The 24,813-nt window shown below is 41.9% G+C and carries 26 protein-coding genes; 9 read left to right on the top strand and 17 right to left on the bottom strand.

Annotation, left to right across the window (positions count from 1 at the left end; translation table 11 throughout):
- Positions 1-475: 475 nt before the first annotated feature.
- The 3 genes from recQ to PHF18_RS18020 all read left to right on the top strand — a co-directional run bounded on the left by recQ (position 476) and on the right by PHF18_RS18020 (position 4,731).
- The gene (gene recQ, locus PHF18_RS00985) at positions 476-3,379 is read left to right on the top strand and encodes a DNA helicase RecQ (RefSeq protein WP_300097231.1); all 2,904 of its coding nucleotides are present in this window, start codon (positions 476-478) and stop codon (positions 3,377-3,379) included.
- A gap of 213 nt (positions 3,380-3,592) precedes the next feature.
- Entirely contained in the window at positions 3,593-4,165 is a 573-nt protein-coding gene (locus PHF18_RS00980) for a DUF1847 domain-containing protein (RefSeq protein ID WP_300097230.1), read from the top strand.
- A gap of 299 nt (positions 4,166-4,464) precedes the next feature.
- Positions 4,465-4,731: a RecQ family zinc-binding domain-containing protein gene (locus tag PHF18_RS18020; protein WP_367279120.1), complete on the top strand. Its 267-nt coding sequence runs from the start codon at positions 4,465-4,467 to the stop codon at positions 4,729-4,731.
- Positions 4,732-4,769: 38 nt separating this feature from the next.
- On the opposite strand, the gene PHF18_RS00975 is transcribed toward PHF18_RS18020, so the two are convergent.
- The 3 genes from PHF18_RS00975 to hxlA all read right to left on the bottom strand — a co-directional run bounded on the left by PHF18_RS00975 (position 4,770) and on the right by hxlA (position 7,685).
- Entirely contained in the window at positions 4,770-5,279 is a 510-nt protein-coding gene (locus tag PHF18_RS00975) for a hypothetical protein (RefSeq protein ID WP_300097229.1), read from the bottom strand.
- A gap of 133 nt (positions 5,280-5,412) precedes the next feature.
- The gene (locus tag PHF18_RS00970; protein ID WP_300097228.1) at positions 5,413-6,189 is read right to left on the bottom strand and encodes an A24 family peptidase C-terminal domain-containing protein; all 777 of its coding nucleotides are present in this window, start codon (positions 6,187-6,189) and stop codon (positions 5,413-5,415) included.
- 215 nt (positions 6,190-6,404) lie between these two features.
- Positions 6,405-7,685, bottom strand: a complete 1,281-nt coding sequence (gene hxlA / locus PHF18_RS00965) for a 3-hexulose-6-phosphate synthase (protein ID WP_300097307.1) — start codon at positions 7,683-7,685, stop codon at positions 6,405-6,407.
- Positions 7,686-8,035: 350 nt separating this feature from the next.
- Here hxlA and PHF18_RS00960 point away from each other — a divergent pair, with 350 nt between their 5' ends.
- The 5 genes from PHF18_RS00960 (at position 8,036) to PHF18_RS00940 (ending at position 12,841) form a co-directional block, all read left to right on the top strand.
- The gene (locus PHF18_RS00960) at positions 8,036-8,515 is read left to right on the top strand and encodes a DUF5788 family protein (protein WP_300097227.1); all 480 of its coding nucleotides are present in this window, start codon (positions 8,036-8,038) and stop codon (positions 8,513-8,515) included.
- 104 nt (positions 8,516-8,619) lie between these two features.
- Complete coding sequence (pyrB, locus tag PHF18_RS00955) at positions 8,620-9,546, top strand: aspartate carbamoyltransferase (RefSeq protein WP_300097226.1); 927 nt, start codon at positions 8,620-8,622, stop codon at positions 9,544-9,546.
- A complete protein-coding gene (gene pyrI / locus PHF18_RS00950; protein ID WP_300097225.1) occupies positions 9,543-10,013 on the top strand; it encodes an aspartate carbamoyltransferase regulatory subunit in 471 nt (156 codons plus the stop codon). The genes pyrB and pyrI overlap by 4 nt, the downstream gene beginning before the upstream one ends.
- Positions 10,014-10,640: 627 nt before the next feature.
- Entirely contained in the window at positions 10,641-11,876 is a 1,236-nt protein-coding gene (locus PHF18_RS00945; protein WP_300097224.1) for a transposase, read from the top strand.
- 485 nt (positions 11,877-12,361) lie between these two features.
- The gene (locus tag PHF18_RS00940) at positions 12,362-12,841 is read left to right on the top strand and encodes a DUF5788 family protein (protein ID WP_300097223.1); all 480 of its coding nucleotides are present in this window, start codon (positions 12,362-12,364) and stop codon (positions 12,839-12,841) included.
- A gap of 106 nt (positions 12,842-12,947) precedes the next feature.
- Here PHF18_RS00940 and PHF18_RS00935 read toward each other — a convergent pair whose 3' ends face one another.
- Genes PHF18_RS00935 through PHF18_RS00910 form a run of 6 tightly spaced genes read right to left on the bottom strand, consistent with a single transcriptional unit; the run spans position 12,948 to position 16,747 of the window.
- Positions 12,948-13,667, bottom strand: coding sequence for a DUF1673 family protein (locus PHF18_RS00935; RefSeq protein ID WP_300097222.1), 720 nt, complete (start codon positions 13,665-13,667; stop codon positions 12,948-12,950).
- Entirely contained in the window at positions 13,668-14,282 is a 615-nt protein-coding gene (locus PHF18_RS00930; protein ID WP_300097221.1) for a DUF1673 domain-containing protein, read from the bottom strand.
- On the bottom strand, positions 14,283-14,921 hold the full coding sequence (locus PHF18_RS00925; protein WP_300097306.1) for a DUF1673 domain-containing protein: 639 nt from the start codon (positions 14,919-14,921) through the stop codon (positions 14,283-14,285).
- Complete coding sequence (locus tag PHF18_RS00920; protein WP_300097220.1) at positions 14,918-15,553, bottom strand: DUF1673 domain-containing protein; 636 nt, start codon at positions 15,551-15,553, stop codon at positions 14,918-14,920. The genes PHF18_RS00925 and PHF18_RS00920 overlap by 4 nt, the downstream gene beginning before the upstream one ends.
- The gene (locus PHF18_RS00915; protein WP_300097219.1) at positions 15,553-16,257 is read right to left on the bottom strand and encodes a DUF1673 domain-containing protein; all 705 of its coding nucleotides are present in this window, start codon (positions 16,255-16,257) and stop codon (positions 15,553-15,555) included. Before PHF18_RS00915 ends, PHF18_RS00920 begins: the two co-directional genes overlap by 1 nt.
- Before the next feature lie 34 nt (positions 16,258-16,291).
- Complete coding sequence (locus PHF18_RS00910; protein WP_300097218.1) at positions 16,292-16,747, bottom strand: hypothetical protein; 456 nt, start codon at positions 16,745-16,747, stop codon at positions 16,292-16,294.
- 344 nt (positions 16,748-17,091) lie between these two features.
- On the opposite strand from PHF18_RS00910, the gene PHF18_RS00905 reads away from it, so the two are divergent.
- Positions 17,092-17,520 carry a hypothetical protein gene (locus tag PHF18_RS00905; protein ID WP_300097217.1) on the top strand — a complete coding sequence of 143 codons (429 nt, stop codon included), beginning with the start codon at positions 17,092-17,094 and terminating at the stop codon, positions 17,518-17,520.
- A gap of 83 nt (positions 17,521-17,603) precedes the next feature.
- Here PHF18_RS00905 and PHF18_RS00900 read toward each other — a convergent pair whose 3' ends face one another.
- The 8 genes from PHF18_RS00900 to PHF18_RS00865 form a co-directional block, all read right to left on the bottom strand.
- Positions 17,604-17,750 (bottom strand): hypothetical protein, encoded by a 147-nt coding sequence (locus PHF18_RS00900; protein WP_300097216.1) that lies wholly within the window; start codon positions 17,748-17,750, stop codon positions 17,604-17,606.
- A gap of 207 nt (positions 17,751-17,957) precedes the next feature.
- On the bottom strand, positions 17,958-18,749 hold the full coding sequence (gene dapB, locus PHF18_RS00895) for a 4-hydroxy-tetrahydrodipicolinate reductase (RefSeq protein WP_300097215.1): 792 nt from the start codon (positions 18,747-18,749) through the stop codon (positions 17,958-17,960).
- Positions 18,746-19,621, bottom strand: a complete 876-nt coding sequence (gene dapA / locus PHF18_RS00890; protein WP_300097214.1) for a 4-hydroxy-tetrahydrodipicolinate synthase — start codon at positions 19,619-19,621, stop codon at positions 18,746-18,748. The genes dapB and dapA overlap by 4 nt, the downstream gene beginning before the upstream one ends.
- Positions 19,622-19,678: 57 nt before the next feature.
- Complete coding sequence (locus PHF18_RS00885; protein WP_300097213.1) at positions 19,679-19,873, bottom strand: 30S ribosomal protein S17e; 195 nt, start codon at positions 19,871-19,873, stop codon at positions 19,679-19,681.
- Positions 19,874-20,215: 342 nt separating this feature from the next.
- Complete coding sequence (locus tag PHF18_RS00880; RefSeq protein WP_367279119.1) at positions 20,216-20,575, bottom strand: hypothetical protein; 360 nt, start codon at positions 20,573-20,575, stop codon at positions 20,216-20,218.
- 572 nt (positions 20,576-21,147) lie between these two features.
- A complete protein-coding gene (locus tag PHF18_RS00875; protein ID WP_300097212.1) occupies positions 21,148-21,912 on the bottom strand; it encodes a heparan-alpha-glucosaminide N-acetyltransferase in 765 nt (254 codons plus the stop codon).
- Between the two features lie 394 nt (positions 21,913-22,306).
- Positions 22,307-23,182 carry a CPBP family intramembrane glutamic endopeptidase gene (locus tag PHF18_RS00870; protein WP_300097211.1) on the bottom strand — a complete coding sequence of 292 codons (876 nt, stop codon included), beginning with the start codon at positions 23,180-23,182 and terminating at the stop codon, positions 22,307-22,309.
- 2 nt (positions 23,183-23,184) lie between these two features.
- Positions 23,185-24,072: a DUF1616 domain-containing protein gene (locus PHF18_RS00865; protein WP_300097210.1), complete on the bottom strand. Its 888-nt coding sequence runs from the start codon at positions 24,070-24,072 to the stop codon at positions 23,185-23,187.
- Positions 24,073-24,813: the final 741 nt, after the last annotated feature.

Here is a 24,813-nt window from a genome sequence, read left to right as displayed (position 1 = left end):
AGTTTTCCTGGTTATCTTCCGGACTGCAATTCCAGAGTTTCCCGTTCCAAATATGAGGTCTCCACTCAACACAATTAATTTATACACAATGTTAAACGCAATCATCACATAAATTTCTTTCTGAAGTATTGTTCCGAATTATCTCAGTAAATCAGCTCTGAATTTTTATTTCTCCATGTTTTTAAAACGAAATTTATCTCTCGTTTTTTGAAATCGAATGAATACATTTTTTGAATATCCGGATGTAAATACTTTCAACCTGCATACCTTCAACTTAAATAAGATGAACCCAAAACACCACAGCGTTGCTGCTTCACAACTAAGTATAGCTATTGTGCAAGTGGTGTAAATTGATTTCATGGGATATCTATTTCATATATACGTTGACTTTCAAAGAATACGTTGACTTTCAAAGATCTACCCGGAACTTTATATTCTGGCATGGTACGAGTTCGGCAAACTCAGGGATGAGATAATGGGCATTGATTACGAAGTATTGAGAGATAGTAAAAATGAGCTTGAGTCCAGGGTATTGATGTCTGCCAGAATGCACTCCGTACTCCGCCAGTACTTCGGATATACTGCTTTTCGCCCCCTGCAGGAGGAAATAATCAGGGATGTCCTGGACCAAAAAGACGTTTTCGTGCTCATGCCTACAGGAGGGGGCAAGTCCATCTGCTACCAGTTGCCTGCCCTTCTTCTGGACGGAGTCACTGTCGTGGTCTCTCCTTTGATTTCCCTTATGAAAGACCAGGTTGACGGGCTTGAAGCAAATGGAATTGCAGCAGCCTGCATGAACAGTACCCAGGGAGCGAGGGAAATCCGGGATATTAAAACAGCTTTTCTGGAAAACAGGCTGAAGATCCTTTATATTGCACCCGAGAGGCTCATGATGCCAGGAACTTTTGCGTTCCTGAAGAAAGGGAAGGTCAGCCTTTTTGCAATCGACGAGGCGCACTGTATTTCCGAGTGGGGCCATGACTTCCGGCCTGAGTACAGGAAAATGAAACTCCTGAGAGACCCGAAGACCGGCTTTCCTGATGTGCCGGTTATTGCTCTCACGGCTACAGCCACTGACAGGGTCCGAAAAGACATCATATCTCAGCTCGGACTTGATATTGATAAGGAAAAAGGGGCTTACGTTGCCAGCTTTAACCGGAGCAACCTTTACTACGAGGTCAGGCCCAAGAAAGATACTTTTTCAGAGATTACTGACTACCTGCGCAGGCACAGGGGTGAATCCGGAATCATCTATTGCCAGAGCCGGAACAACGTGGAAAACCTGACAAAAAAGCTGAATCTTGCCGGGTTCAGGGCTCTTCCCTATCATGCCGGACTTTCGGATTCCGAACGTGCCCGAAACCAGGATATGTTCATAAAAGATGATGTGGACATAATAGTGGCTACAATCGCTTTCGGGATGGGAATTGACAAGTCCAATGTCCGGTTTGTAATACACTATGACCTTCCCCGGAATCTTGAAAGTTATTACCAGGAAACAGGAAGAGGGGGCAGGGACGGCAGCCCATGCGAATGCATCCTTTTTTTCAGCAGGGGAGATCGCTTTAAAATTGAGTACTTCATCGCACAGAAAACAAACGAGAAAGAAAAGGACATCTCTCTTGTGCAGTTGAGGCAGATGGTAGCCTACTGCGAAGGAAATAAGTGCAGGCGCCAGACTCTCATGGAATATTTCGGTGAAGAGTTTCCAGCGTCATGCGGCAACTGTGATGCCTGCCTCAGGCCTAAAGATACTTTTGATGGGACAGAAGCTGCCAGGAAACTGATTGCCTGTATTCAGGAACTGAACCAGCGTTTTGGAACGAATTATGTTATTGATGTGCTCACAGGTTCAAAGAATAAAAAGATTAAGCAAAACCGCCATGAAAAGCTGAAAGCTCACGGCAGCGGCAAGGAATTTACAAAGGACCAGTGGAGGTCGCTTGCTTCTGAAATGTTGAACACCGGGCTTCTTGAGGTAAGCGGAGCGCAGTACCCTCTCCTGAAACTGAACGCCATGAGCAGGAAAATTTTGAAGGGATCGGAGAGCGTTGAGCTTGTCTGTCCTGAGGGTTTTATGCCCGGAGATAAAGTGAGTTCTGTTCCAAAGGGTTCTGTTCCGCCAGCGCCCGCAGGCAAAATCAAAGGAAAAGACGAAGATGATATACAATTTCCTATACAGCCTCCTGCCGAAAGATATTCTCCTGCTGCTGAGGTCCTTAAAAAAGCAAAGCCCGGAAGACTTACAAAATCGGGGACAGAGCATGACCCCATTCTTTTTGAGAGGCTAAAAGCTCTCCGAAAACAGATTGCTTTAAAGAAAAATCTTCCTCCATATATCATTTTTTCCGATACCAGCCTGAAGGAGATGGCTACAAAGCTCCCTCAAAACCCTGAAGAGTTTCATTCTATCACAGGGGTAGGAGACCATAAACTCCGGAAATACGGAGACGATTTCCTTAAGGAGATAAGGGATTACTGCAATGACTATGGTTTGATTCCTGCAGAGAAAGCTGAAGCTTCCGGAGATTGCGAGACTGAACCTGAAAAAAAGAGGAAAGCCCCAAAGAGTCCCATCCGCAAAAGTGCATTTTCAGAACTCGAAATTGAAACCGAAGGTCTCGGGATTGAAACCCCCGCACCGGAAGCCGGTAAAGAGAAAGCATTAAAAATCTCATCTCTCAAAGTACCTCCCGAAATACCTGGCCAAAGATCTCCTGAAGTTCGCAGGTTGCCCACAAAGAGAGCAAGGTATCTGGATATGAGTATCCAGGATTGGCCCGAAGCAGATTCTTCTTCTGGCAACCTTAATGAAATCGTCCCTGAAGGAAATTCTCCTGAAACGGCTGACGATGTACCCAAGACGAATTGCCCTGACGATTTTTTCGAAAATGGCTCTCTTGAGACGGGACCTGTCGAAGAAGACACCTTCGCAACAGATTCTTTTAAACCTGACTACCTTGAGGCAGATTCTTTTGAAATGGATTCATTTGAGGTGAACTCTCTTGAAATGGGTTCTTCTGAAATGGCTCCCTCTGAAATTGATCCTTCTGAAATTGATCTTTTTGAAAAAACCTCTCTCGAAAAGACGTATTCGCTCTATTTACAGGGGCTAGATATTGGTGAAATTGCAGAAATCGAAAGTTTGAGCGTAAAAAATGTGTACAGGCAGTTTGAGAGGCTTATACTTGCCGGAAAGGTCAGGAAAATTGAAGGGCTTGTGCCTCCTGAAAGGCAGCAGCAAATAAAAACGGCACTGGAAGTACTGGAGATTGAACTTGCCTCCCTGTTCAGGGCGAGGATGGGAGATAATTGTCCGGAGGAGGAACTGAAGCTTATAAGAGCGCTCCTCCTGTCTAAAATGTTTTCGTCAGTTTGAATAACCAACTTACGTTATTTATTCCTTAACTGAATCCTGTTTTTTCAAAATTTGTTCTTACCTTTATAACTTACTACCATTCAAAGTAAGATAAGGAGATACCTGGAATGCCGGACGAGTCAAAATTTCAGAGTATGAAGCAGGAAGACAGGATTCTTCAAAGTTACTTTTATCAGTTACTTATACCCTGGTAACCCAGAAAGGAGCAAAAATATGAAGTGCGCACTCTGCGATGAAAAAAACTGCTATAAAGGAAAGGACTGCACGAGCATTAAGGACGAGATTTCCTACGAAGGTGGGGATCTGGATTCTATGCAGGCCTCGGCTGAGATCGAAGCCCGTTATTACATGGAAAAGACCCGGCTTGAGGAACTCATCCTTTATGCGCAGAAGATGGGCTACAAAAAACTCGGGCTTGCCTTCTGCATCGGACTTCAAAGGGAAGCAAAAACTATCCACAGGATCCTTGCAAGGGATTTTGAAGTCTTTTCGGTCTGCTGCAAGGTCTGTGGGATTGATAAGGAAGATTTCGATCTCGAAAAATTATACGGGGAAGGCTTTGAAGCAACCTGCAACCCAATAGGCCAGGCAAAAGTCCTGAATGAAAGTGAAACCGACCTGAACATCATAGTCGGGCTCTGCATCGGGCACGATATTCTCTTCACACAGCACTCCGAAGCCCCTGTTACGACACTGGTGGTCAAGGATAGAGTACTCGCCCATAACCCTGTGGGGGTTGTGTATTCAGGGTACTACCTGAAAAAAAGGTTTGGGATAACTGAATGACTGGATAATTGAATGACTGGATAATTGAATGACTGGATAATTGAATGACTGGATAACACAAAAGAGTCTGGAAAAAATAAATGAGAAAAGGAACGGAAAGAATAGGTTTCTCAGGTTTTTCACGGAAAGAATAGGCTTTTTAGGATCTAAATGATTTGGAGAAATGAAACAGCCTTAATTTTCGTTTTCATGATAAATCAACTGTAAATTGGAGTTAATTTACAAAAGGGGGAATGGGGTAAAAGGAGGGTGGGGGAGGGTACCCACTTTTCTAATCCTCCGATTTAACCCTATTATGCCTGAAGGCACATCATTGTGTAGTTAAGGCAGATGGTAGCTACGTTCCATTTTTTTACATTTTTATAGCTGGTGTCGCGGGTGCACATCATTGTGCAGTTAAGGCAGATGATAGCTACTGCGAAGGGAATAAGTGCAGGTATCGGACACTCCTCGAGTATTTCGGGGAGGAAATTTCAGAGTCATGCGGAAACTGTGATTCCTGCCTCAGGTTAAAAGGTATTTTTGACGGGACAGAAGCTGCCCGGAGGAAGAACCGAAGTTGTTAACTTTTTCTCTCTCATATAACAAAATTCTTTCTTCAGTCTTAGGCGCCCAAAATAAGCACTTTTCTATAAATTATTTTGTTATTCCTTACATTTTTTATCAGGATAATAGCTGAATCCCCATCTTTCAGTTCAACTTCTTCAGGCAGGGACAGTTTCATCTCGTTTGCAATACCCAGAACAACAGGGGGATCAGGACTAATTTCATACTCAATACCGTTCTGCTGGAGATAGATGCTGGTGCTTTTCCCAAAGTTAAGGGTGTCTCCTCCTTTATGTTCTATTTTAAGGGTCTTTGAGTCAAGTATCTGGACATCCAGCTGTGTAAAAGTCCCTGAGTTCAGGGATCTTTCCATACTCCCCCCAAGGAGCACAGCTGCCCCCAGAAGAGCAAGGAGTCCTACGCACATCATAGCGAGGGCAATGACTACAATATTGTTTACGGCTTTCTCATCATACGTGAATTTATTTAAGGATCCGTTTATGTATTTTCTTGAGAATCCTGGATGCGAAATAGCTTCACCTCCATTGTTGAAGCAATTTAAATTCATTATATTAATGTTATTCATATACTCAATTTATTATAACTGTTATGCGTTTTCCTGTATAAAAAAGTTTCAACATTTCCTTATTCTTTAATCAGTCCTTATGTTATGTAATTATTCACAAAAGCCCTATCAGAAACTAAAAGTAAGCAAAAAGTTCCGTTAGGAAATAATAAATGAGATCTCCTAATATAATTGCCAGAACAAAACTCGCCGTTATGGGAATCATGAATGGAAATCCTGGAGTTACCCAGACAGTGCTGCCAAGGCGTCCCTGCTCCTCGTGTGCCTCAAGTCGGGAGATCATATTATGGTTTACATTAATTCCTCTGCCTGCAAAAGAAGGATATAACTTCCCGTTATTCAGCTCAAAACGTTCAGCTAGCCGGATATGTCGGCCTTTATCCAGAAGCCTTCGCAGATCCTTAATTTTTATCCTGTATGCAAAGAGCATATAAAATGGTTTTTTGAGCATATCAGGAGTAAAATGAAGAATGTTGTAACAGAAAAGTCCTAAAGGAACAGCAGCGGTAAGAAATAAGGAATTTTCAAGAACAGTAAGTGCAAAGAGTCCTGCAGGGAGAAATCCAAGCAGGGGAAAAGTGTGGCCGTAAAACTCCAGGACAGGGTAAACCGGGACAAGAGTTCCGATCACTATCAGGGCTTTTGCATCTGCACCTCCGAAAACCCTGGCCCTGAAAAGCAGATAAGTCAGAAATAAACTGGAAAAAAAAGAAAAAACTAACTGGAGAAGAAAGGACACTCCCCCAGTCACAATCTCATATATTAAGAAACCTGAAAGAGAAAGAAGCATAAGCTTCCATACACGGTTTGGGACCCTGCGGGTTTTCAGGTCCAGGTAGGAAGAGTAAAAGAGAAAGGGCAGGCAGGCTGCCAATTTCAAAATTTCGATCATAAAATCTCAGCAGGAAACCCGTTAAATCTTTAGATTTAGCGGGTAGTTGACGTGTAGTTTTCTGCTCTTTTACTTTGTGTTTCTCCAGTTACAATCTTTTTTTGGACTGGTTTTTATTATTTTCTGTATTTTTTCAGTTTTGCTTAGTTTAGTTTTTATTCCTGGCTTTTACTCCTGCTTTTCCGGGTTTCAGAAGTTTCCTGAGATAGCTTTTTTCAAAGTTTTTCCCATTTCTTGAGTTTCAGGATTTCTGAGAGAGTTCCGCCCCTCCGGATCTCATCAAAGATTCTCTTTTCGGTTTTATTGACTTCTTTTGCCCTTCTTGCAAGTTCGTAGGCACGTTCCCCCGGGACAACTACAACTCCGCTTTCGTCGCCGATTATATAATCCCCGGGTTTTACAGTCTGGCCTCCACAGGTGATTTCAGCATTAATTTCCCCAAAACCTTTCGGGTCCCCGGCATTGGGAACTGTATTGCTGGTATAAATTGGGAGCCCGAGAGTTTCCACCTCGTCAATGTCTCTTACAGCACCTTCGATTACCACACCTGCAATTCCCTTATTCAGACTACTCAGGGTTGCAAGCCCTCCCCAGCAGGCAATGTCCTTACTTTCATTATAAATTACTATTACATTTCCTTCTTTTGCGAGATCAATGGCTTCGACTGTTTTTGCCCAGTCTCCGGGAAAAGACTGCACCGTAATTGCAGTTCCTATCATTTTTCCTCTTACCAGTGGGTGGATACCTTTCATTGCCCCCTTTCCGTGCATCGCATCCGAGATATTTGAGGTGGAGACTTCCTTAAAGATCTCCCTTATTTCCTGGTCTACGGTTACTCTGTTCCGGATATCTACAGACTCAGGAGAGTCCACACTCTGCCTTATTTTTCTTGCAGCGTCTGTCACATTGTCAGAACGGGTTATGTTTCCTCCAACGATCACAATCCTGGCACCTGCCATGACTGCCTGAGCTGCACTCTCGGCATCAAGCCCGCCAGCTACTGCAAGCTGTACACTCACCTTTTCTGAAATTTCCATTAAAATTGATATCGGGTCTTTTCCAATCATCTGCTGGTCTATGCCTACATGAACATTTACATAGTCCACACCCAGAGCTTCGAGTTCCACTGCCCTTTTTACAGGGTCCGGAGCCGAGATCAGGTCTGCCATTAGCCTTACTCCATATTTGTGGGCTGAACGGAGCGCGTCAAGAATTGTAGAATCGGCTGCACTGCCGAGAACGATAACTACATCTGCACCGGCTTTAGCAGCCATCTCTACTTCCATTGCTCCTGTATCTACGGTTTTCATGTCGGCAAGAATTGTCCTGTCCGGAAAAGCTTTCCTCATGGTGCGGATTGCGTTCATGCCCTCACTTTTGATCAGGGGGGTCCCTATCTCGATCCAGTCAGCGCCTCCTGCGATTGCTTCCTTTGCAATTTCAACTGAGCGGTCAAGTTCCAGAAGATCAAGTGCAACCTGAATTATGGGAACGATAGTATCACCTCTATTGGGAAATCAAAATAATTGAAAAATTGAGTGTTTGTATCGGTTTACCTTCTGTTTTTATATTCTTAAATTTTTATTACGATCTTAAATCTTTATTATGATCTTTACTTTTTAATAACCTTTATTACCTTTTTTATTTACTTATTACTCCTGTTCATTGTTTACTACTCATTTTTAGTATGTGAGTTCTTCATTACCTATATTGCTTTTCATTCTGGATGCCTTTATTTTGAATGTTTTTGTTTTTGCAGTTTCACATTCGTAGCCGAAAACCCGTTGCTAAATAGTTGTCACAAAATTTTTTTATAAGAGAGAACAATCTAGTTAGGGGACAGTTTATGGAAAAGAGCCTTAAAACAGATGATGAAAACGACTTTTCTCAAAAATATATCACTGATGAGGAACGTAAGCAGCTTTTGTCAGCTCTACATTCCCGTCTTTTCTGGGCCGGGCAGCATATCCCGGATTATGTGGAATTTGAAGGAGAAACATTCCCGCTTCATAAATATGTATGGGAACTGATTCAGAAAGACAACCTTACGGAAAGCGAAAAATCCAGAATAGATAAATGCATCGATATTATTTCGGCAAAAGAACAAAAGGACGAAAAGGAGCTTGAAGATAAACCCCTTACACATGAACAGGCAAACTCTCTCTACCACGAGACTGCAGGCTTGCTGCGTGCGATAATGGATCTTAAAGAAATTGAGAGTGGAGAACTTAAAGAGAGTGCAAAACGCTTCCAGGAGCAATTTATCGCCCAGAGAGTTAGGGATACCAGGCTCTGGCTTGAATTCCTGAAGAACGTATCAAAGTAAAATGGCATAACCGATGTGCCAGTTGATGCTTAATTGTTGCAGCGCTAACCTGAAAAATTTTCGGAGCAAAGGTTATATCTTTGGGAATCATTTATGAAAACTCGATGCCATTTAAGAACCGAAACGTCATATCAATGAAAGATTTTTCGCGGGAGGAAATCGACTATGTTCTGGATGCCGCAGAAAAACTTGAACCTGTTGCCAGGGGCGAGGAAAGGTCCAGACTGCTGGATGGAAAAATTATTTCGCTTCTTTTTTTTGAACCAAGCACAAGAACAAGGCTGTCTTTTGAGGTTGCTGCGCGGAGGCTTGGAGGCCAGGTCCTGAACCTGGGTTCAGTTGAGGCAAGCTCTGTCATGAAAGGGGAAAACCTTGCTGATACTATCCGCGTGATCAGTAAATATGCTGACCTTATCGTGCTGCGTCATCCCCTTGATGGGTCGGCACAGATGGCTGCGGAGTTCGCGACTGTCCCTGTGATAAACGGAGGAGACGGTTCTGTCCATCATCCTACCCAGACTTTTCTTGACCTCTACACAATCCGCAGGGAAAGCCATCTTGAAGGCCTTAAAATCGCCATTGCAGGAGACCTTAAATACGGGAGAACCGTCCATTCCCTCTGCCATGCTCTATCCCTTTATGGAGCAGAAATGACCTTTGTTTCGCCTCCGGAACTCAGGATGCCCTCCGAAATTGTCCGGGGTCTTCGGAAGCAAAAGATCCGTGTAAAGGAAACTGATTCTCTTGAGGATATAATAGAGGATGTCGATGTCCTGTATATGACAAGAGTTCAACGGGAGCGTTTTCCTGATCCTGATGAATATGAAAAGGTTAAAAACAGTCTGAGGGTCACAGGCGACCTTTTAAAAGCTGCAGACCCTAACCTTAAAATCCTTCATCCTCTCCCGAGGGTCAATGAGATCGCTCCTGAGGTGGATGAAACTCCCCATGCATGCTATTTTGAGCAGGCTTTCTATGGAGTTCCGATCCGCATGGCACTGCTTGCTCTTGCAATGGGGGTGATTGAGTGAATGAAAAAAGGGACCTGAAGATTCAGGCAATCGAAAACGGGACTGTGATCGATCACATAACAGCTGGTCAGGCTCTAAACGTCCTGCGCATCCTGGGAATTTCCAGTGCTTTTCGGGAAACTATCAGTTTTGTGATGAACGCTCCCGGGGCGCGAGGCAAAAAAGACGTTGTTAAGATCGAGGGCAAGGAGCTCAGTATTGAGGAACTTAACAGAATAGCCCTGATCTCTCCTAAAGCCACAATCAATATCATCAGGGACTTTAAAGTGATTCAGAAAAATGATGTCGTGCTTCCGTCTTATGTGGAAGGTGTTGTCCGTTGTACGAATCTAAACTGCATCTCTAACAGCAGCGAACCCATTAAATCCAAATTTTCAGTACTGCAGTCCGAAGAAGAAGGGGTTTCCCTTCACTGCCTGTATTGTGAGCACGTGATTTCTGAAGAGCTTGCGGAAAATTTGCTTTGATTCTTTTACAAACTGAGAATAGAAGAAGTGCTGAACATCGGGAAAGCCGGATATTCTTCAGCACTTTTCAGCAAAAGGAGTTCCTCAGCAGGGCGGTACTCCTGCTGAGGAATATGGATCTCTTTTTATCTTGAAATTCCCACCGGCTTTTCGGAGGTAAAGGATCTAAGTAGCTGACTAAATCTTATTCCGGTTGATGCTTCCTTTTTTCCAGAACCAGGGCTTCTAAGTTCGTTAGTTCAACAGTTACAGGCTGATGCAACCCCACTCAATGCGATCAGACAGGCTGTAAGTACTAAGATTTTAGTCAACGACCTCAAGTTTTTTCACTCAAATTTCTTTTTTATTGGGAGGCTTGCCATATCAAACTCGGACCGGAAAATAGTATATTTAATAATTCTACTTCTTTTCCAGCCTCCATATCTGGTTGCCAGTTTGTCTAATTTCCCCAAATGATAATAATACTCTTAATTATTTAATACTTTTCTGTATAAAATTAACACTCCAGTTCTGGCTGAAATTCTCTACTAAATTATATGGGTCTGAAAAATGGTAACAATGGTAACTTACATAATCATCTGATATTATCAATCAACATACTTGTATAAAAGCTGGAGATTGACTAAAATGGCACTTGTGACAAGGACTGAGCAAATTCAATTTAAATCAAATAGTGTTTCAGTCCTGGCTCACGCCTCTAAAAATTTGTTTAATACTGCCAACTACATAATACGACAAAGATTCTTTGAAAATGATAAGCTTTACCAGGAAACTGGTGAAAAGGGTGAAGGTATCTGGTATAAACAGCTTTACTCAATGCTAAAAAACACAGAACAATACAGAGCATTGCCAGCACAGACTGCTCAACAGGTGCTTAAACTACTGGATAAAAGCTGGAAATCGTTCTTCAAAGCATTAAAGGTATACGCAAAATCTCCTGAATTGTTTATGGGACGCCCTAAACCACCCAAATACAAACACAAAGATGGAAAACATATCCTGGTATTCACAAACCAGCAGTGTAAAATCGTTAATGGTATACTCATATTCCCAAAAGCGGTAAACCTGGAATTGAAAACCAGATTAGTTGATGTGGACCTCAGAGAAGTACGGGTAATCTCAAACGCAAATAAGTATACGTGTGAAATCGTGTACGACAAAACAGTTTCTGAGAATGAAATTAACTCAAGCCGAGTTTTAGGAATTGATCTTGGCGTTCGCAATATTGCAACTATCGCAAACAACTTTGGTGCAAACCCAATTGTTGTTAAGGGTTATACTGCAAACAACATTAATCAGTTCTATAACATGAAAAAAGCCCGGATTCAGCACATATACGATCTGGCTAAAATAAAATGGGGTAGTAAATTAGCAAAACTCGACTTCAAACGAAATAACATGATAAAGGATTATTTCCACAAACTTAGCCGTGGAATAGTTAATTACGCTATCAAAAACAATGTCAAATCAATCATAATTGGCAAAAACGAAAACTGGAAGCAAGAAGTTAACATGGGACGAAAAAACAACCAGAAGTTTGTTCAGCTCCCTCTGGTTAAATTGATTGAAATGATCCAGTATAAAGCTCAGGAAGTCAACATAGAAGTTATACTTCAAGAAGAGAGTCATACATCAAAATGTAGTTTCCTTGATAACGAACCTGTAGAACACAGAGCTAAATACGTAGGCAGAAGGATCAAACGAGGCCTATTCAAATCCGCAACTGGGATAATTATCAATGCCGATGTCAACGGAGCTCTGAATATAATCAGGAAAGCAACTCCAAAAGCATTTGCAGACGGAGTGGAGGGTGTAGGGTTACACCCAAAGAGATGTTTGATAACATCTTTTGAATATACTTGATCACATTTTGATTATTTATGATAACCTGGCTGTTATGAATGAATCCTTTTTCTCTTCTTCTTAAATACATAATGTAGCTGTTTTTTTGACTAACAAAAAAGGGTATATCATATTTGGATAATAACCCTTTTAATTTATTTTGTATATGCTATAAAATTTAATTCTGATAAACGAGTTTTTCATTAAAAAATGAATCTAGATAAATTCAAGTGCATTATAAACTGGCTGGAAAATGCGGTAAATTTGAGGCATTGAGGTAAGACTTTTTCCTGCGCCAGAGAACGGGTTAAAGGTATGGGAGTCCGAAAGCCTAAAAAAGGTAATCATAGTGCCTATGGCAATCATAGTGCTTATTGATCTACCTGATCAGTGAATCTGGCTCAGCAGTTGATCGATTTTAGCGGGTTTCCGGGCAGGGATGGAAAAGAATAAGAGCCCGGGCGGAGAAATCATAAAAGTATGTCTGTATTTAAGGGGAAGAGTTCATGCTGAAAGATGATACAAAAATAAACAAAGCAGAGGCAGAAACAGAATACCTTGATTCTCAGGGGCGCAACAAACTCCTCTGGAGCCTCAGGAGCGACTTTGCCTGGGCCGGGAAGAAAATCCCTGAATGCCTGGAGATTGAGGGTGAGGAGTACAGGCTGCGGGACATGGTCCGGGAACTGGGGGAAAAAGAACTCCTCAATCCGGATGAAGCTGCCAAAATCAGGGCTCTTATCCCGAAACTGAAGGAAAGGGCAAAAGCAGATGAAGAATTGCTGGAAACCGAGGAACTAACAAAGGCAGAAGCTGAAACGCTTTATGAAGAGGCCGCCGGGCTTTTGCGGGCGGCAATGGAGCTGAAGGATAAGCTTGAGGGGAAAGGCGGGGAAAAAGGTGTCGATGAATTTAAGAAAATGCTCAATACCCAGAGGGTCGTTGATGAAAAGGGCTTTCAACAACTCCTAAAAAGCCTGAAATAATGAGCTTGTTTTCTTCTTTTACCGGGGGATTTCCGAAGGGAATTTTCCATCGGGCACCAGCTCATCAGTTCTCTGAAGTAATTCACGAAAGTCATTTCATACGCCTTCACAAATGCCTTTCAATAAATGATTTAAGCTCTTCAGCCGAGGCTTCATCCGTGATCAAGGAATAATAAGGAGTCCATTCATACCATTTTTTGTGTCTGATTTTAATATACAGCTGCGTATTCAGATCCAATAACCGGGTTTTTTGTTTCCTCTCCATAAGCAGTAGGAAGGGAAACAGGGAGCCCAATAGCAGAAGTGGTTTCCATTCTCCTTCTACTACAACCATGTAAACTACGAATCCACAAATGGCGACTCCTCCAATTCCCAGGAGTATGGACATTTCCTTTGAACGTTTTTCATGCTTGTATGAAGCCACACTTTTAATCTCTTCATAAGGAATTTTTAAATTCTTCAGTCTGAAGACCTGCAGGTGTACCCCGAATCTGTCTGCCAGAACTGCTGCCTCGAAAGTTTTGAGAAATAGAACGTAGTAACAGGTGTTAAGCAGGAAGACACCTGCCAGGAAGAGTGTAATGTCCTTTGGATACCTCAGAAGCAGGCTGATGCCTATATAAAAAAGTACAAAAACCAGATTTGAATTTGCAGGAAAAATTACATTTGAAGTTCTGAATTCCGGGATATTTCCTGTTTTTCCGGAAATTGGGGTCACGTTTGCAAAATCGCAGGGCTGTTTTGTTTGCTGTGCCATTTTCTTGCAAGCCGGGCACCAGCCCATCAGCTTTTTGATCTGCTCGAAAACAACAGCTTTAGCAGGCATCTACCTTCTCTCCCTTATAACATACAAGGTTTTCCAGGTCCCGCAACTTTTGAAGTAGAGCGTTTTATGGTTTTTCCTCTCCCAGTAAATCATCTGCAGGTAACTGCACCAGAGGAAAATAAGGGAGCCTGCAACGAAAGAATAGAGATACGGCGTGGCCAACTCCCTTGCTTCAGACCAAAGGTAAAAAGTAAGGAGCAAAAATATGAGACCTGGAATTCTGTGCCATTTTTTAAACAATTTCATCTTGCCGGAGTAATCTAGCACCGGTTCTTTTTCCAGGGCATCATATTTTTTCATTTGCTTCTTCCAGTCGAAGATGCCTACTAGCATGGAAATGCCAATTCCGGCAAGAAAAGCTCCCCGGTTCAGGCCTATTATGGCAAGCACCACGGGGTGCAGGAGAGTAAAACTCGCGTTCATAAGGAGGATTCGGGTGCTTGCTTTTCTGTGCCCGTACAGGGTTTCCGGTGTCCCTGCTTTTTCTTTTCCTTCCCGGGCATTTGCTTCAAAATTCCCGGAGGGAATTAGGTACCCGCTTTCAGGTGTTTTTGCATAAGGGCACCAGCCCATAAGCTTTTTGATCTGGTCAAAAACAAATATCTTATCGGGCATTTATTCTCTCTCCCTAATAAGATACGATTGTTTCCATGCCCCGTAACTTTTATCGAAATAAATTGTTTTATGGTTCTTCTTCTCCCAGGATATTAGCTGGAAATAATTAATCCATATCCCCATCAGGAGACCTCCTCCAAATGAAAAGGCTATTTGTAAGGAATAATTCCTTTCTACATCTCCTGAAGAAATCCAATAAAAAATCCAATAAAAAAGCATTACATAGAAAATTGGATTTATTCTCCGAAACAGTTTCTTCATGTCGGAATGAAACAGTTTTTTCATGTCGGAATTATCGAAAATTAGTTTTTGTGCTATGGTATCATATCTGTGCATCTGCTTCTTCCAATCAAAGCCAATAAGCGTTACAGAAATGAAAAATCCGGCAAGCAAAGCAGATATATTCACATCCAAACGGGTCATTGCTAGGTATATAAGTGTAAGAAAAGAATCAATCAGGAGAATTCTGTTACTCACTTTCCGGAACCAGCTTCGATTTTCCGGGTCTCTGGAATCTCCACCTCTGGCCCGGGTATTCGCGCCAAAATATTCAGGGTGGGTGGGATATTGAGTTTCGAGTGTTTTTGCATTCGGACACCAGCCCATCAGCTTTTTGATGTATTCGGCTCCCCAGTTCACAGTTTCCCCTCTTTTTCTCCAAGGGCGTACATCCACTGGAACCCCTTTTCACTTTTTATATAAATTTTCAGATGGTTTTTTCTCTCCCAGTAAATTAGCTGAAGATAGGTTCCCCCCATAAGAATCCAGGCTCCTGCAATGAAAGAATACATTGACCGAGCGTTAAGAAAAGAGGGTATATAAGACAAGATATAAGACAAGAAAACCATAGGCAAAATCAAACCCAAAATCAGGACTAAGAAAATCCAGAATAATGTTTTTTTAAAGGAAGACGCAATAATGGGTTTTTTTGCCAGGGTATCGTACTGACGCATTTGCTTTTTCCAGCCGAGCAAATAGATAAGTAGAGAAAGTGAAAGGCCTAAAAGGAGAGCCTCTGTATTTACACCTGTTCGGAACAGTGAATTTATGAAAAAGGGGGTTAAGAAAATCGTTGGCAGAAGGATTCTGACGTCAAACCTGGAAAATAGCCTGGAAAATCGGCTCAAAAACTCAGGGTTCCTGGCTTTTTCTCCTCCTGATTGATCGTATGTTTCAAAATTAGCTGAGCTGATTAGAGATCCGGTTTCAAGCGCTTTTGCGTTAGGGCACCACCCCATCAGTTTTTTAATGTATTCCAGGGTCAAAGTCATTATAACTCAGCTCCCTTATTTACAATGTAGATCTCTGGACTGTTACGCCCATCGATGAACACGATTTTTTTATTCTTCTTTTCCCAGTATACATCTGTAAGGTAATACAGAAAAGCTGTCAAACAAATGCCGGATATAGGTGCCATGTTGCGTGAACCGAAGTAAAGAAGCAGCACCAGGGGCGATGAATCAAGTTTAAAGTAATACAACAAAGCTATCAAACAAAAAGCAGAGATTAAAAATAAAACGAATCCCCAGTTAAATTGTGAAAATAAGAGATACAGAAATACCAGGGAAAGTATTAGATTTATAACTCTCCATTTTGACGATACAGTTATAATTTTTCTTTTTTTGCTTGAGTTCTTTATGTTATCCAGATAATTCCAGCTCCAGATACAAAAGGTCAGGTTAAAAATAATTCCGAAAATTAACCCAAACATGAAACCTTTATCCATGGGACGAACTCCCTGGAATCCGATCCAATATATGGAAAAGAGGGTAAACACGGAGGACATTATTAATGACCTATTATGGCGTTTGTTCCACCAACCAGAGGGTAAAATAGGGGTATTTCCTGCATCTCTTCCCCTGGATTGGTTATCAGTTTCCAAATATTCAGGGCAGATGGAATGTTGAGTTTTAAGTGGTTTTGCATTCGGGCACCATCCCATTAGTTTCCGTATACTCTTTACAAATACATTCATTGTTTCCCCTTCATTCAATTTTATCTGGTTGAATTCAGGCCTGCTCCACCAATTCTTTCAATTTTCCAAACAATTCGTCAGCTATTTTTGTGGGATCATCCGAACTCTGGAGTTTGAGCTGCATTTCTTCTGCAAAGTCCCAGAGGAGTTCGATACATTCCCTGTACCTTTCGCAGGACCCGCATTCTCCCTCATGTTCGTACCAGACCTGCATTCCGTGTTTTATCGAGACAAAGATTATTGCGCTGGTCTTGAAAGGAATCGATCTTCCGAAGAGGATTCCTTTCTTTGAGTCCAGCTTTTCTACTTCTATCCTGTTTGCCCTGGCCATCTCAAGTAGAGTTTCTTCAATGCGTTTATCCATACTGAGGAGGGCTCTTGAGATCGCCTGCCTGGAGACCCCGAAATGCTTTGCAATATTGATGTTCGGGAGCCCGTTTCGGCGAAGGACCCAGAATTCAAACTGTTTTTCACCTGCCGGAAGGAACATAAGTAAACATCTCCATGTTGACTATTTATACCTTTCTATCTTTGTAACTTTTTGGAGTCATTGTCCTAAAAATTTTTACTAGATGGCGGGATCCTGAAGTTTTTTCAAGAATAATTTGATGATCTGGCCATAAAATATTTATGGAACAAGGTTAAAATTTGTTTTCGAGTATGGCGATTTATAAACGAATATAAAAATTATATTTTAAATGTATAGACAACGTTTTCTGAGAAGGCCTGGGTTTTACTTCCACAAAAACATCCAGGGTGAAACTGTCGTCCTTGATGAATTATTGAAAATAATTGATCATGGGAATCAAAGTTAATCTGGAGGAACAAAAGCCGATGGAAAATCTCAAAAGGAAAGCCTTTATAGGTGCGTCGATTCTGGTTTTGTTGCTGTCAGTATTTTTTATAGTGCGGTTCATAACCAACCCCTATTACATAGTCGGGCCTCCAACTCCGCTTTTTTGCATCCGAAATATGGATGAAGGGGCGCATGAACTCAGGGTGGAGGTCTTTGATTCGGAGAATAATTCCGTGCTTAATGAAACATACGAACTGGCCCCAGGTGAAAAAATCAGCTATCCCAAACCCTTCAGGTCCCGGGAGATGGGGGTTGAAATGGTGGATTACACATTCAAATTCACATTGGACGGCAGGTTTACGGAAAAGTATAGTACGAAAGTTGATTCTTGGGGCACTGTTGAAGTAGAACTCTACGCTGATTACTCGGAGGGTCAGCCCCTTTCCATAGTAGAGACAGCTGTTTAAAACCACTTTCAGGTTTGTTTTCAGCAAAAAATGAGTTTTTCCGGGGTTTGCAGGGCTCCGTTTGGTTTATGAGAATCTGCTTTTCAGTTTCTACTTTTCTTTTTCAGGAGCCTGCATTTCCTGGGATGGATGGTTTTTATCTGGAAATGTGCTTGCAGGTATGTATCCGTATCCGCATCATGGGATGATGTGATGTTTTGAGGCTTCAGGGGGCGGGCACATGCAAGCAAACACCCTCCTATTTCCGATATTCTATAATTTATACTTTTCGCTATGGAACACTTGGAAATTATTTCTAAGTAAAATGGATGAAATCAAGATAGTCCGAAAAGATTTAAGAAAAAGCTGGTTGAGGATTCCGATTAAAATGTAAAATAGAGGCGGAACTGAATGATTTCAGAAACCAGCCTTTAAAATTAATTCCCTTAAATAAAGCTTTACAACCCGAGGACATCGTCCATATTATATATTCCGGGTTCCTCTCCGCAGACCCATTCGGCTGCGCGGACTGCACCTTTGGCAAAGATCTGGCGGGAATGAGCCATATGCCGGATCTCAATCCTTTCGGAGTTTCCTACGAAAAGTACGGAGTGGTCTCCGGTAATGTCCCCCCCACGCACTGCATGGATTCCTATTTCTTTCCCGCGGGGCGCGATGCCTTCCCTTCCGTATACGTACTCTTTGCCACCCAGCACCTCACTGATCACATCAGCTGCGCGAAGGGCGGTCCCACTTGGGGCATCTTTTTTCTGGTTGTGGTGAGCTTCGATAATCTCTATATCATAGTCTGCAAGATACTTTGCAGCTTCCCTAACTATCTTGAAAAAGACGTTCACGCCTACGGAATAGTTAGGGGATATGACTGCACGCACCTTGTTTTTCCGGATAGCTTCATCAATTACTGCCCGCTGTTCCGGAGTCAGGCCTGTAGTTCCTATTATCAGGTTTACTCCGCATCCTGCAGCAACAGGGGCATTTACAATGGTTGCACCGGCTATAGTAAAGTCAATAAGGACCTCAGTCTGAGTCTTTTTCAGGACTGTTTCGAGATCTTTAACATCTGAAATCTGGATTCCCAGGTTGCCCACATGGGCAAATTCTCCTGCATCCCTTCCGATGTTTCCCACATCAAAAGCGGCAACGAGTTGCATGTTGGTGGAGCTGGTAATGTTTTCTATAATTAAGGAGCCCATCCTGCCGCAGGCTCCGAGTACTGCTGCGTTAATCATTTCATTACCCCCAGTTTCTTGAGCTCCGTTAAAAGCTTTAACTGATTTGCATCGCTCATGGGAGCGAGTGGAAGCCTCAGGTGCCCGCTTGCGAGCCCGACAAGCTCTGCAGCTTTCTTAGCCGGAATCGGGTTTGTTTCAAGGAAAAGGGCACGGATCAGAGGGGCTATCTCGAAATGGATTTTTCTTGCAGTCTCGTAATCTCCCCTGAGGGCTGCATTTACCAGTCCCGACATTTTGTCAGGCACAATATTTGCAACAACTGAAATAACTCCGCTGCCCCCCATGGAAATAATTGGAAGAGTCAGCCCATCCTCGCCTGAGATAACCACGAAATCGTCATCAATAGTCTGCTCAAGGATCTGGGAGACTTTGCCGACGTTCCCGCTGGCTTCTTTGATTCCCGCGATGTTTTCTACTTTTGCAAGTTTGGTGATAACATCCACAGGCATGTCCTGCCCTGTCCGGGAGGGGACATTGTAGAGGATCATAGGGATATCTACTGCCTCTGCAATTTTCTTGAAGTGAGCTAGCAGGCCGGCAGGATTAGGCTTGTTGTAATAGGGAGAGATTAGAAGTACGCCATCAACACCCGCATCTGCAGCGTGTTTTGTAAATTGGAGAGCTTCTCCCGTGTTGTTTGAACCTGTTCCTGCAATCACAGGAACCTTTGAGCACTCCACTGCAATGTCGATTACTTCTTCATGCTCCAAAGCGGAAAGAGTTGCCGATTCTCCGGTCGTGCCACAGGGCACGATTCCCGAAACTCCTCCCTCTTCCACAAACGCTATATTCCTTCGTAGCCCTTCCCTGTCAATCCTGTCATCTTTAGTAAAAGGAGTGATCAGGGCAGGCATTGCTCCTTCAAACATATTGATACCCCTGCCTGTTTCCTGGAAATAAGTTCTTTATCTATTCAGTAAACTTATTCAGTAAACTTTCATGCGTGCAACTTTTCTTGTGACGTAGCCTGCAACCCGGTTTCTAATTATTTTGCTCTCAATGGTTGTATACTTTGTCACAAGGAGTTTGTTGGTATCAAAGTCCTTTGTAAAAACGTCTCCGTAGTTTTCAAGCAGGCTAAATGCAGTTCTTTTGATGTTTGTCTGTCTTATATTTCCCATCGTATCTCCTCTTATGTTTTTGTTTTTTATTCCAGTTATTCAAGTTTTTGTGGTTTGTCTAAACCATGTTTCCCTGTGAATTCTGGTTAACGTGAAGCCGGAAAAGGAAGCAGTTCCATAACATGGGGTTTCTTCTATCTCCGATTAATGATTTAGCGGAAACTGGATTCAAAAATTTAACTATACTGATTTTGTCGACTAATAGGTAACTTGAGATTTATAAGTTTTGGGGTGAAAAAGTATTTTTGGGAATATCCCTACCTTTTCTGTAAATGTTTTTTCTCTTTCCCTACCTATTTCTTCCTGTCTCTTATTATTAACTCCCTTTCTTATTCCTGCCTTTTAATTAACTCCCTTTCTTATTCCTGCCTTTTCATCTATTTTTTTCACTGTTTTGCTCTTTACATAATCTGTTTTCCCAAGAAAACGGTCAATTGTTCCTGCATTAGTAAAAACTGGCTCTCTTGCCCCTTTACGGTTGACAATAAGCCCAAATAAAACAATAAGCAGACCAAGATCTGGCTTTGCATCAATGCTGATTGCCCCTATGAGGATCAGGGAAGAAGCTGCAAGCCCCCTGAGGGCACCTTTCCTGTAGGATAAATAACCCGTCCTTTTAAAAATCCGAATATCTCGAATCGTTAGGAAGAGGGTTACAAAATAGGCAAACATTGCAATTTCCAGATACATTCTTTTCTCCATTTTCTTTTTGGTTTCGCACTTTTTAACTCTTTACCGGTTGATCCTTAAGGGTTCAACCGTATACACGGGTAAATCGCGCTGATGATTTTTCAAGGGGCAGTGCAAACCAGTATCACAGTTTATAAAGAAGGTAAGGTGGTCAACGAGAGCCTATAACAAGCTCATCGCGTTAGCGTGATAAGTTGACATTAAGGTTTCTCAGTATTGCAATAAGGGTGGGTAAATCAGATATGAAAATCTTGCCGTTTATATGAATAATATTGCCGGTTAGTAGTTACATATGGTATTATTAATATCGGATAATAATGCAAAATCAGGTATTCTATATACTATATAAAACCACAGGTTTTAAAACCACAGGTTTAGCTCTTTCTGTTAATTCTCTTTGTGCCAAAAAACATACGAAAAAACAGTTTTTTACGGAATAATCATGCACTTTGAATATATTTATATCACTATTTTGAGGGCCTCTTTGAGATCAATATATTTTAGATAAATATCTTTAAGTCAATATATTCAGGTCACTATATTTAGATCAATCTGTTGAGGTCACTATATTTAGATCAATCTATTCAGAGCATCCCAGGGTCAAGGAGCCCACTCAGGAGCAAAAGCCCGAGGAAGAGAGGCTGGTGGATAAAATATATGAACAGGGAACGTTTCCCGACCCATGAAACGAGTTTCTGAAGCAAGAAGTTATCGGCTTCAGGGACTTTAAACTGTCTATTCCCACCTTTATAAAGAGAGTTTCCAAGGAAAATTCCTGTAAGAAGTACCCCAAACCAGGGGAACAGAGGAAAATAATCCAGGGTTATGAAACCTTCGGGCCTGAATCCCAACCAGAGAAGAGCAGAAAACTCGAAAGTCCTGTCTTTGAGGTATAACCCCACAACGCCAAAAAACAGGCAGAAGAACAGGTTTTCTTTTCCGTACTTCAGGAACGGGTAGGCAAGCAATGCTGAGACCCCGAAAAAGTGAAGGATTCCAAAGAGAATATACTGCCCGGGGAAAAAAATCCAGGTTATCGCTGTAATAATCATTCCCATTGAAAAAAGTCTCAGCCCTCTTTTAAAGTATTTTGAAAAATTTTCCGCAGGCTTTCCTGATGTCCCATTGGCAAGAGCTCTTGAACGGCTTATGGAAAGAGCGGCTCCGGATATCAGAATAAAAAGGAAAGCTGCCCCTCTTCCAATATAGAGAAACGTGCCGGACCTTAACTCAATATCAGCAAGCCCAAAAAAATCCAGGTCATAGAGAAAATGATATCCAAGCATTAAAATAACTGCAAAACCTCGCAGGCAATCAATTTCCCAGAAGCGGTTTGAGTGCCTTCCCATAAATTTTTTCTCCGAAATGCCCTGAAATCCCGTTAATAATGAACTTTCGACTCCCTTTATTTCGACTCCCTTTATTTCGACTCCCTTTAAAGAGAGCCACACTTATATATTCTACGGGACACAGAAATAAAACAGGCATTACTTTCCAGTCTGTTACCTTTGCAGTGGCAGGAGAGGCGGTAGCTCCAAAAAATAGGATTAGTATAATAAGTAAACAAAACCGAGGCTTCAGTCCTGATTTGCTCGGTTTGGGCATCAGGGACTTCATATATTTTCTTCCTGACTTTAATCTTTTCTTCCTTGTTTTTATCTCAACTAACTCAGCCAAGTTATACTTGATGTTGTATGCAGTTTTGGTTATATTTTTTTAACAGTTATTTTTTTTAACAGCTTTTTATATCAGTCCCAATCCCGGACCCAGGAGTGGAATTAGCCCGAATAAAAATACGTTTATAAAACCGTGAATCATTACTACGAAAGAAAGGCTTTTTGTTCTGTAAAAGAAATACCCGAGTACGCCTCCCGCAAGAAACGTATATGCCATCTCGTAAGGAGTGCCATAACTTGAATGCATTATCCCGAACAACAGGCTTGCAAGCAGGATACCTCCTGCAGGTCCTAAGGATTCTTCCAGTCTTGTCTGGATAATCCCTCTGAAGATAAATTCCTCTACCAGGCCGACTACAAAAATCATTATAATCGTGAGTAACAGCAGGTTAACAGGAGACAGATCCGGGATAAGAGGGCTTGTCCGGATGACTGAATACTCTGCCTCTGCAAAGATCAGGCCTGCAAGGATAGAAAAGGGCAGATAAATCCGCATTTTCTTGAGTAAATCTACTGTCTTCTCGCCCGGGATTTTTTGATGAATGGATATGATAGTTGCCGGAATTGTCATAGGTATGTACATGAATACGAAAGAGTAAAGGTTGGTTTCAAAGAATATCGGCATTGAAAGGTTTACCAGACGAAGGATGGGCAGGAGTATAAGTGCCTGGTAAATTTTGCGTATCTCCAATTTTTTTGAGATTATTATTGAAAGTGAAAGGATTATGAGAAGCAGCGTATAGGTTACTGCTGCTTCTTCTATTCTTCCGCTAAATATTAACAGTTCGGCAAAAGCAATAGCAATAACAGGGACTCCTGCAGAGATTAGCTTTTTTGAGTATCCAATTTTTTCATCGGTCTGCATTTTTAACATTCCCCCAAGCTCCGGCAAAGAGACCCGTCTTGCTTCCAGTTCTGAAGATGTATAGTCTGGAGACCCCATATTCAGACTTCCTTTGTGACATTAATCCAGAGGTGCAAGTTCCTGTAAGGCACACTTTTTTCGGTTTCATTAAATAGCAGAAACTCCAGTTTCATGTTCTTTCCCTCAAAAGGCGGAGTAATAGTAACTGGCTCTTCCCAGGATACGTTATGGTCAAGGCTGATATATTTCTGGTTTTCCGGAAGAGGCAGGGAACGATTTTCAAGCCTGATTTCCAGTGTATAATCCATAGTCCTGTACTCATGGTTCGTAATATCTACAAAAACTGTCCCGCTTTCTCCGAGTGTGTAGTTTGTTGGGTAATTCTCAGTCATTCTGTCAGGTCCCAGGATGTAAAATTCGGTGAACGACTCTCCTTCTCTGGGATTTCCTATGACATAGACAAGGCTGCCGAGAGAAGCTAGAATAGAAATCACCAGTAACATTGAAAAGGCTCTGCCGGCTCTGGACCCATTCTCTTCCAGAAGCTCTGCCTTAAGGGTAAGGAGAGAAGTTTTGAACGGGACTTCAAAGGCTTCAGCTTCAGGTAACTGGTGTCTTCTGTAATACGCCGTTCCACACATGAGAAGGGTAAAAATCGAAAGGCCTGTGAGTATGGGAACTTCCCTGATTCCCCAGTCAGTATAGTTCATTCCATATCCCATGAGCGGGACTACGGCAATGCTTAACCCTAAGGAAAGCAGGGCTCTCTCAATTCCTTCCAGGTCTTTTTTTGCAGGAAAGAGGGCTCCTATCAGGGCATATCCTGGTAGGAAGAGGACCAGAAGAAGTCCAAGGAATGTGCGCAGAAAGCTTCCACTGAGTACGGGTACAAGTACGAAGATATCAGTAAGGAGCACAAGACCTGCCACAAGTAGCAGATCCAGAGGATATTGTCGGTTTCCAGCCATTTTATCACTGCGAAAATATTTAGTAATCTATCTTTCTACAATTTATACTTATGTAAGCTTTCCGCTACTCCACTATAATTCATTACGTATATGTTCATCCCGGCGCATCTTCACATTTATTTTATGTATGTAATTCATTTTTCCCACATATGATACATTTTTTCCACTTTATGCTGCCAGCATCCCTTCTTCAGACATTGCTACTACAGAATGGATAATCTAAAAGGAATAATCGACTGAGTAAATCGGCTTAATAACCCGATAAGTAGCCACTACTTTGAAGTAATATTTTCTGGAAATTATCCCGCCACCTCAAGCTGTACGGTTAACTCTCTCAAGCTGCATGGCTAACTGTACTTTACTTATCAGTTTCTGAAGACCTGAATTTCCCAATTTTTTTTGAATTCCCCAGTATCCATAAGGTTTCTTCCTATGAAAATTTTTTCCCCTCTGGCGAGATTTTCTCCTGATGATGACCAGTTCTTCTATTTTCCATAGTCTCTCATTGTCTTCAATTGTCTTTTATTGTCTCCAATTGTCTTCCATATTCTCTCATTGTCTTCTATTGTCCTTCCTTATATTCCATTATCTTCCATTGTTTTTAATTGTCTTTCCATTATCTTGCATTATCTTCCGCTCAAATTCCATCTTTTTTAACTAATGGTTCTCTGCGAAATTACTCAGGCACTTTTCTATACTGCACTCAACTATCTTTTCCCACACATACTACCCGATTTAACT

The organism is Methanosarcina sp. (assembly GCF_028693135.1).
Lineage (GTDB): Archaea > Halobacteriota > Methanosarcinia > Methanosarcinales > Methanosarcinaceae > Methanosarcina.
Note: the sequence above shows the minus strand (reverse complement) of the source record. Positions and strands in the feature narration are given on the sequence as shown.

Excerpts from the sequence above, each read along its gene's own strand:
- recQ (WP_300097231.1), top strand. The coding sequence starts at position 476 with ATGGGCATTGATTACGAAGTATTGAGAGATAGTAAAAATGAGCTTGAG.
- PHF18_RS00980 (WP_300097230.1), top strand. The coding sequence starts at position 3,593 with ATGAAGTGCGCACTCTGCGATGAAAAAAACTGCTATAAAGGAAAGGAC.
- PHF18_RS00975 (WP_300097229.1), bottom strand. The coding sequence starts at position 5,279 with ATGAATTTAAATTGCTTCAACAATGGAGGTGAAGCTATTTCGCATCCA.
- PHF18_RS00970 (WP_300097228.1), bottom strand. The coding sequence starts at position 6,189 with ATGATCGAAATTTTGAAATTGGCAGCCTGCCTGCCCTTTCTCTTTTAC.
- PHF18_RS00960 (WP_300097227.1), top strand. The coding sequence starts at position 8,036 with ATGGAAAAGAGCCTTAAAACAGATGATGAAAACGACTTTTCTCAAAAA.
- pyrB (WP_300097226.1), top strand. The coding sequence starts at position 8,620 with ATGCCATTTAAGAACCGAAACGTCATATCAATGAAAGATTTTTCGCGG.
- PHF18_RS00945 (WP_300097224.1), top strand. The coding sequence starts at position 10,641 with ATGGCACTTGTGACAAGGACTGAGCAAATTCAATTTAAATCAAATAGT.
- PHF18_RS00940 (WP_300097223.1), top strand. The coding sequence starts at position 12,362 with ATGCTGAAAGATGATACAAAAATAAACAAAGCAGAGGCAGAAACAGAA.
- PHF18_RS00935 (WP_300097222.1), bottom strand. The coding sequence starts at position 13,667 with ATGCCTGCTAAAGCTGTTGTTTTCGAGCAGATCAAAAAGCTGATGGGC.
- PHF18_RS00930 (WP_300097221.1), bottom strand. The coding sequence starts at position 14,282 with ATGCCCGATAAGATATTTGTTTTTGACCAGATCAAAAAGCTTATGGGC.
- PHF18_RS00920 (WP_300097220.1), bottom strand. The coding sequence starts at position 15,553 with ATGACTTTGACCCTGGAATACATTAAAAAACTGATGGGGTGGTGCCCT.
- PHF18_RS00915 (WP_300097219.1), bottom strand. The coding sequence starts at position 16,257 with ATGAATGTATTTGTAAAGAGTATACGGAAACTAATGGGATGGTGCCCG.
- PHF18_RS00910 (WP_300097218.1), bottom strand. The coding sequence starts at position 16,747 with ATGTTCCTTCCGGCAGGTGAAAAACAGTTTGAATTCTGGGTCCTTCGC.
- PHF18_RS00905 (WP_300097217.1), top strand. The coding sequence starts at position 17,092 with ATGGAAAATCTCAAAAGGAAAGCCTTTATAGGTGCGTCGATTCTGGTT.
- dapB (WP_300097215.1), bottom strand. The coding sequence starts at position 18,749 with ATGATTAACGCAGCAGTACTCGGAGCCTGCGGCAGGATGGGCTCCTTA.
- dapA (WP_300097214.1), bottom strand. The coding sequence starts at position 19,621 with ATGTTTGAAGGAGCAATGCCTGCCCTGATCACTCCTTTTACTAAAGAT.
- PHF18_RS00885 (WP_300097213.1), bottom strand. The coding sequence starts at position 19,873 with ATGGGAAATATAAGACAGACAAACATCAAAAGAACTGCATTTAGCCTG.
- PHF18_RS00880 (WP_367279119.1), bottom strand. The coding sequence starts at position 20,575 with ATGGAGAAAAGAATGTATCTGGAAATTGCAATGTTTGCCTATTTTGTA.
- PHF18_RS00875 (WP_300097212.1), bottom strand. The coding sequence starts at position 21,912 with ATGGGAAGGCACTCAAACCGCTTCTGGGAAATTGATTGCCTGCGAGGT.
- PHF18_RS00870 (WP_300097211.1), bottom strand. The coding sequence starts at position 23,182 with ATGGGGTCTCCAGACTATACATCTTCAGAACTGGAAGCAAGACGGGTC.
- PHF18_RS00865 (WP_300097210.1), bottom strand. The coding sequence starts at position 24,072 with ATGGCTGGAAACCGACAATATCCTCTGGATCTGCTACTTGTGGCAGGT.